This window comes from Candidatus Hydrogenedentota bacterium, assembly GCA_035450225.1.
GTDB lineage: Bacteria > Hydrogenedentota > Hydrogenedentia > Hydrogenedentales > SLHB01 > DSVR01.
This window is the reverse complement of the sequence record DAOTMJ010000085.1, coordinates 1-6,453: the sequence shown is the minus strand read 5'-3', so window position 1 is coordinate 6,453 and position 6,453 is coordinate 1. Positions and strand designations below refer to the sequence as shown.

At 61.5% G+C, this 6,453-nt stretch carries 1 protein-coding gene; it reads left to right on the top strand.

Annotation, left to right across the window (positions count from 1 at the left end; translation table 11 throughout):
* The first annotated feature begins 88 nt into the window (after nt 1-88).
* Nucleotides 89-6,337, top strand: coding sequence for an immunoglobulin domain-containing protein (locus P5540_19595; GenBank protein HRT67019.1), 6,249 nt, complete (start codon nt 89-91; stop codon nt 6,335-6,337).
* The last annotated feature ends 116 nt before the right edge of the window (nt 6,338-6,453 follow it).

Sequence of the window (6,453 nt, the reverse complement as noted above, 5' to 3'; positions counted from 1 at the left end):
GGCTGCTCGACGAGGCCGGCAAGGAGGTCTACTCGGCGGCGGTGGTGGCGCCGGTTCTTGGATAGATGCCGGCGGATGGAATTGGGTCTTGGATTTGTTGGGCGGAAGGCAAATTTCCGGATCGGGCGGTGGTGGCGGCGGTTCAGGCGGTGGCGCGGCCGGCGGAAGCGCCGGTTTGGCCGGCAATGCGGGCGGTCAAGGCGAAATGAATTCGAGTGCGACACCCGGTACCGGCGGAAAAGGCGCGGGAACTTACGGCGGCAACGGCGGCACGGGTGCGGGCGGCGGCAATAACGGATCTTCGGTCAGCCAAGGCGGCGGCGGCGGCGCGGGCGGCGTGGGCGGATCGGGCGGTACCGGCGGCAGCGGCGGTCAAGGCGGATACGGCGGCGCGGGCGGCGGTGCGTTCGTGCTGGCGGCGCGCGGGATTCTGAAGATCGAAGGGACGCCCACGTTTGATGTGTCCGCCAATGCCCCCACGTCCGGTAGCTCCGGAAGCGACGGAACCAACGGCACGGCCGCGACCACGGGCGCCGCGGGCGGTCCCGGCGGCGCAGGGCCTTCCATTTATATATCCAACGGCACGATCCGGGATGCCTTGGGTGAAAACGCGAGCGTCATGGGCAAAGGCGGCGATGGTGGTTCGGGCGGTACCGGCGGCAATGGCGGCGCGGGCGGTAAAGGTGGCAAGGGTGGCGACGGCGGCCAAGGCGGCTATGCGCTGCCCGGCATGGTGAAGCTGCAGGGATCGCTCATATTCATAGATGCACAGGCCACCGTGAAAGGCGACAACATCAACGGAGCGACGGCGCCGCGGCGCAATGCGTTCTTCAGCCGTATATCGAACATGTCCGCGCAACTGTTGAACGACAATCTTCCCTCGTTCAATCCGATTTCCATCAACAAGGGTACGGCAACGAACCCGCCCGTTTTACAAGGTACGAATTCGTTCGACAATGACACCGGGCATCCGTTCATCGGCCAGTTGCGCAACCCCCAAATCAGTCTTCCCTACAACGTGGCCGCGACGGAAGGGTTCCTGGACACGGCCAACGGCTTCTGGAACCAGGATGACGTGTTGCCGCAGTTCCCGAACATACGCCGCATCGAATTGATCCGGGTATCGGGCATCTTCAACGGCTACGATCAGATCTACGTGCGCAACAACGGCCCGGGCATCGCCTCGGACGTCCGTATCCGCGTGGGCGACTTGGCCGCGGTTCCGCTTCCGCCCGAACCGGGATCCACCGAGCCGGGCAGCATGTCGGAAGGCAGTATTTTCACCACCACCGTGCCCGCCAGCGTGGCGAATGTAGTGCTGGGCGGCACGCTGAACGTGGGTACGTTGGCGTCGCTGACGGCTTATGTGAACACGAATCAATCGTTGACCGCGAACGCCAGCAGCAGCGGGACCATCACGTATCAATGGCAACAGTACAATCACATCACGGGCATTTGGGAAAACTACACGGGACCGAATTCCAATCAGCCCACAATATCGTTCTATGTGGGATGTATTCTTCCCGACAAGGCGGATCGCTTCCGGTGCGTCATCGAAGATGAAACCTCGCAGGCGATCGCCGGCCCGGCGACGGTGACTTACGCCAACATACCGATCGATGTGGTCGCCGAGGCCGAATCGGTGAATGTGCGGGTGGGTGAAAATCTTCCGGCCCCGTTTACGGTGACGGCGAGCGGCGGCAATTCCAGCGCGTTTCCGGAAGGGCCGTCGTTTACCTATCAGTGGCAGCGGCTCAACCCCGTTACCAACGAATGGGACAACCTGTCATCCAATCCGGGTCATTACGTGGCCACGAACAATCAACTCAATCTGGTCGATGCGCAGCTGGCGGACAGCGGATCGTTCCGGTGCGTAGTTTCCGACGCGCCGTGGGAAGGCTGCACACAATCGCCAAGCGTCACGACCGACATTTTCAAGGTCACGGTGTTCGAGAACCTGTCCATCCGCGTGCAGCCGCAAAGCCTGCTGACGCGGATCGGCTATCCGTTCCTCGCGGCCGTGGACACGCCGATTGGGTTGGGCTCCCTTGATTATGAATGGGAGGCCAACACGGGGCCGTTGCCCGCGGGCGTGTGGTATACCCCGACCCCGGCGCCGCCCAATGCGGCGAAGTATTTGATGACGGCGGGTCCGGATACGGCGGCGTATTACCGGGTGACGATTACAGATCCGCTGGGCGCGTCGCTGACCTCGGAAGCGGGCCAATTGAGTTTGTTGCCCTTTGCCATCAAGCGCGAGCCGGAAGATTTGTATGCCTACACGACGGCAAGCGATTTGCAGGTGGAGGTGCAGGTCGAGGAGGCGCGGGGCACGGTCGAGTACCAATGGTTCCGTGTGACGCCGCTCAAGAAGGCGCTGGTCGAGGTTCCCGGCGCCACGAGCAACACCCTTGTGTTTGCGAACGAGACCGACGGCGAGGAGATCTATCAATGCCGCGTGCGCGACATGCAGGGCGCGACGGTTCTGTCCGAACTGTGGACGCGCGAGGCCAAGGTTCGCACGGCAAAACCGTTTGCGATTGTCGAGGGACTGAAAGACGATCTGGCGGTCATGCCGGGAACATCCAAGACGCTTACCGTGGTTACCGAAGGAGGTTTGGACGTGCATTTCACGTGGAAGAAAGACGGTGAACCGATTGCGGATTCGGCCGACTCGCCCACGTATGTTGTGGATTCCGTGGACGAGGCCGACGTGGGCCGTTACAGCGTGGAAGCGACCTATCGCGGCGGCTCGGTCTCCTCTTCGGCCAACATCCAATTGTACACACCGCAAGTGCCCATGCCGGCCGCTTCGCGGTGGGCGCTCGGCCTGCTGGCGGCGCTGATTTCCGGCGTCGCGCTGCGGCGCATTGTCCGCGGGAAGCGGGTTGGAATCGTCGTGCTGTTGCTGGTGTTGGCCGGTCTTGGTGTGTCATGGGCGCCGGCCCACGCGCAGACGACCGCGCCGGATTTCGACAAGTTATTGCTCGATTTCAAGGCGGTTCTGAGTTCCTTGTTTACGAATCTCGAGGGCGTGGATACCTGGAGCGGCGGCAGTTCGCCCATCTACCAGCGCGTGCAGGGTCAGCCGATTTTTACGGGATACGACCTGACGCTGGCCATCCATGGCGGCAACGGAATCCGCAGCGATGACTACTTCTCGATGGTCGAGACGCTGGTGAACACCGATGCATCGTGTACCCCGCCCCTGAATTCGGTCAACCCGAACATCATTCCGAACATCAAGTCGGCCTACGGCGTTTCGTTCAACCAGATACGCAACGTCGAACTCACCATCGAGAACCTCTATGTGCACATTACCCGCGCCGTGGTGTCCGGAATCACGCTTACGAATGTGAACGTGGTCATACCGGCGGTGACCACGGGACAGGTCAATACGTTACTGGGCTTCCCGGTGGATATTCCGAGCCTGTGGTCGAACAAGTTCCCCGAAGGCGAGGACGGACTCTTCCGGAGCGCCGTTGACATTCACGATCCGCAGCTCTACGACATCAACGGCGCGCCCGTCGAATACGATATCGAAGACTGCATGCAGCATCTCGGCGCGGCGTGCATGACGACGGGCGACGAGCCGCTTATCAACTGGTACCGCGGCCTTTTCGGCAACCTGTGCCTGGGCGTTGTCCAGAATCTGATTCCGAAACTGTTGGAGGGTCTCGGCAAGAAGTCGCTCGAAAAAGGCCTCACGCCCGAGGAACTGATGGAGCAGATTGCCCAATCGAACGCCATGGCCGCCGCGCAAATGGCCGAAGCGAAGGCGCTGTACCAAATGACGGGCTGCACCAATCAGCATATCGTCGTCTTCATTGACCAACCGGACACTTACGTGGACGGATATGTTGATATATACGGCACGGATCTCTGCAATGCGTTGAACAACGCCATCAATAATTTCTCCTGCGTGGCCTATCCGTGCCAGTCGGCGCGATTGGCCTCGCTGGGCGATTTGAACATGGACGGCACGACCAACCGGGCCTCCTACGTTACGGCCGGCGGCAACCGTGCGGCATGGTTTACGTTGGAAGCCGCCGATTTCCCGGAAATCGTGGTGCAAAGTTGGCCCGCCCAGCCGTCGTCGCCGGTATTCCTTGGGACGATAACATGGGTGGTTGACGTGGACCATACAATAGCCGGCGCGGCGAATTACCGGTTCAGCCTGTTCAAGCGATCCAATCCGGGCGATCCGTGGGTTGAAATTGACACGTCCGCGGGAACGTACAACACCGGCAACGGCCAGTTTACATTCAATCTCGACGTGGATTGGCTCCAGCACCGCTACTTCAAATGGCAGGTGGAAACCGGCTGCGGCACGGGAATGAAGGAATCGCCGGTCTATGACGTCAATGTGCCCGCCCCGCCCATCAATTTCACCCCCGGTCTGCCTGAGGATCGGTGTGTGCGCCGCAACGATCCGTTCTCGTTCACGATTGAGGCATCGAGTTCGACGGGCACCCTGTCCTATCAGTGGCAGCGCAACAACGGCGCGGGTTGGGCGGACATTTCCGGCGCCACGGGCCTGACGTACAGCAAGGCGTCTGCCAACAACACGACCGACATCGGCCAATACCGGTGCAAGGTGACGAATACCCTGACGTATCCGGGCGGTTCGGCCTCCTATTTCGAGTATTCGCCCACGGCCAGCCTCCATGTGCTCTATTATTACAGCCAACCGAAACAATACATTTCGGTGATCCTGGGCGGGACGATTGATTTGCAAGTGCGCCCGGCCGGCGGCAACGTACCCAATCCGGTTCCGTTTGTCGTGCCGGATCCCCAGTATTTCGCCCAGTACACGTACCAGTGGTACAAGGACAACAATCCCATTTCCGGCAGCGCGAATCCCAGCGCGACAACCCAGCGCCTGACCATTACCAATGCCCAGTTGGGCACGGAGCCGGGCGATTCCGGGGAGTATCACTGCGTGATTAGCGATGGCTGCGTGGCGCAGGGGCATCCGTACACCCCCAAAACGACGGTTACCGTTACCAACACGCCCATCGTTATCGCCAATGAAGATCAGCCGGTAGGTGGCGGACGCGTAATCGGCGGTTTGCCGAAGGTATTCACGGTCAAGGCCAGCGGCGGCGAACCCGGCCAGCCGTTGGTTTGCGAGTGGTTCCACGCCGATGACGCCGCCGGAAACGGCGCCGTGTCGCTCGGCCCCCCCGCGGACATGCTTCCCGTCGGCGACGGCGTATTTTTCAAGTCCGAACTGACGGTGGATATCAATTCGACCGCCAATGCCGGCTATTATTTTGCCGTGTTGACGGACGGAAGCCAGATCCTATCGTCGAGTCTGGCCCCGCTCTTCGTGGGTTATCCGCTGACGGTTGTCACCGCTCCGCAGGGCGGAATCTTCCACGCCGCGGACACGCACGATCCGCCCCTTTCGGTGGTTGTCAGCGGCGGCGTGGGCGAAGTCACGTATGAGTGGTATCGTGACGGCCTGCTGTTGCCGGTCAGTTCTCCGACGTATAACCTGACGCCGCTGGCGCCGTATGACGCCGGGGTCTACACCGTTCGTGTGCGCGATACGGGTGTCGGCGATGGCCAGCCTTACCAATTAACGCCGACCTATGCCGGTTCGCCGGACGGCGTCTATGAATCGGCTCCCGTGCAGATACAGGTGCTTCCCATCCCGTTGCTCACGCCGAACGGCCAGCCCCAGCATCAGACGGGGCCGGTGGGCGGCAATTATACCTTCACCGTCTCGGTCGAGGGAGAAGCGTCCGCTTTTACCTATAAGTGGTTCCGCAAAATGTCCTCGGGATCCGACGTGGAAGTCGGTAACGAACAGTCCTTTACGATCGTCAATGCCCAGTTGGCGGATCAGGGTCAGTACTACTGCGTCATCACCGATCCGTTGGGTCAGGCCAAGGGATTGGGCGCCGCCACGCTGACGTCTGCGCCGGCTCGCCTTACCCTGGTGGGTCCATCACCCGAGCCGTTGCAAATCGTGCGCCAGCCTTCGTCGGTCACGGTGAACGAAGGGGCGCCCTTCGGACTGAGCGTGCTCGTGACGGGTGGGCCAACCCTCGCTTACACGTATGCATGGGCAAAAGACGGCCAGCTGCTTGCCGGCGAAACGAATCCGGCCCTTGTGCGCGCCGCCGCCACGGTGGACGATGAAGGCGTCTACCGTGTAACGGTGGATAGCGGGATCGAATCGCAAGTCAGCGAAGCGGCGCAGGTGACGGTGGTGCTTCCGCAGGAGAAAGCGGGAGCGGAATTGCCGGTGGCGGCCGGCGCCGGTCTTGGAATGTTGATTGGCGCCGTGGCGGTCGCGGCGGCCAGTCGGCTTCGCAAACGCCGTTAGCACGGTGGTCGGCGTACTCTTCGCGCCAAGGACTTCGCGGGCGACCGTGAAGTCCTTGGCGCTTTGTGTGCCAAGCATGGCGCGAATCTAAGGGGCGAAAGTCCCCTGCAAGCCCT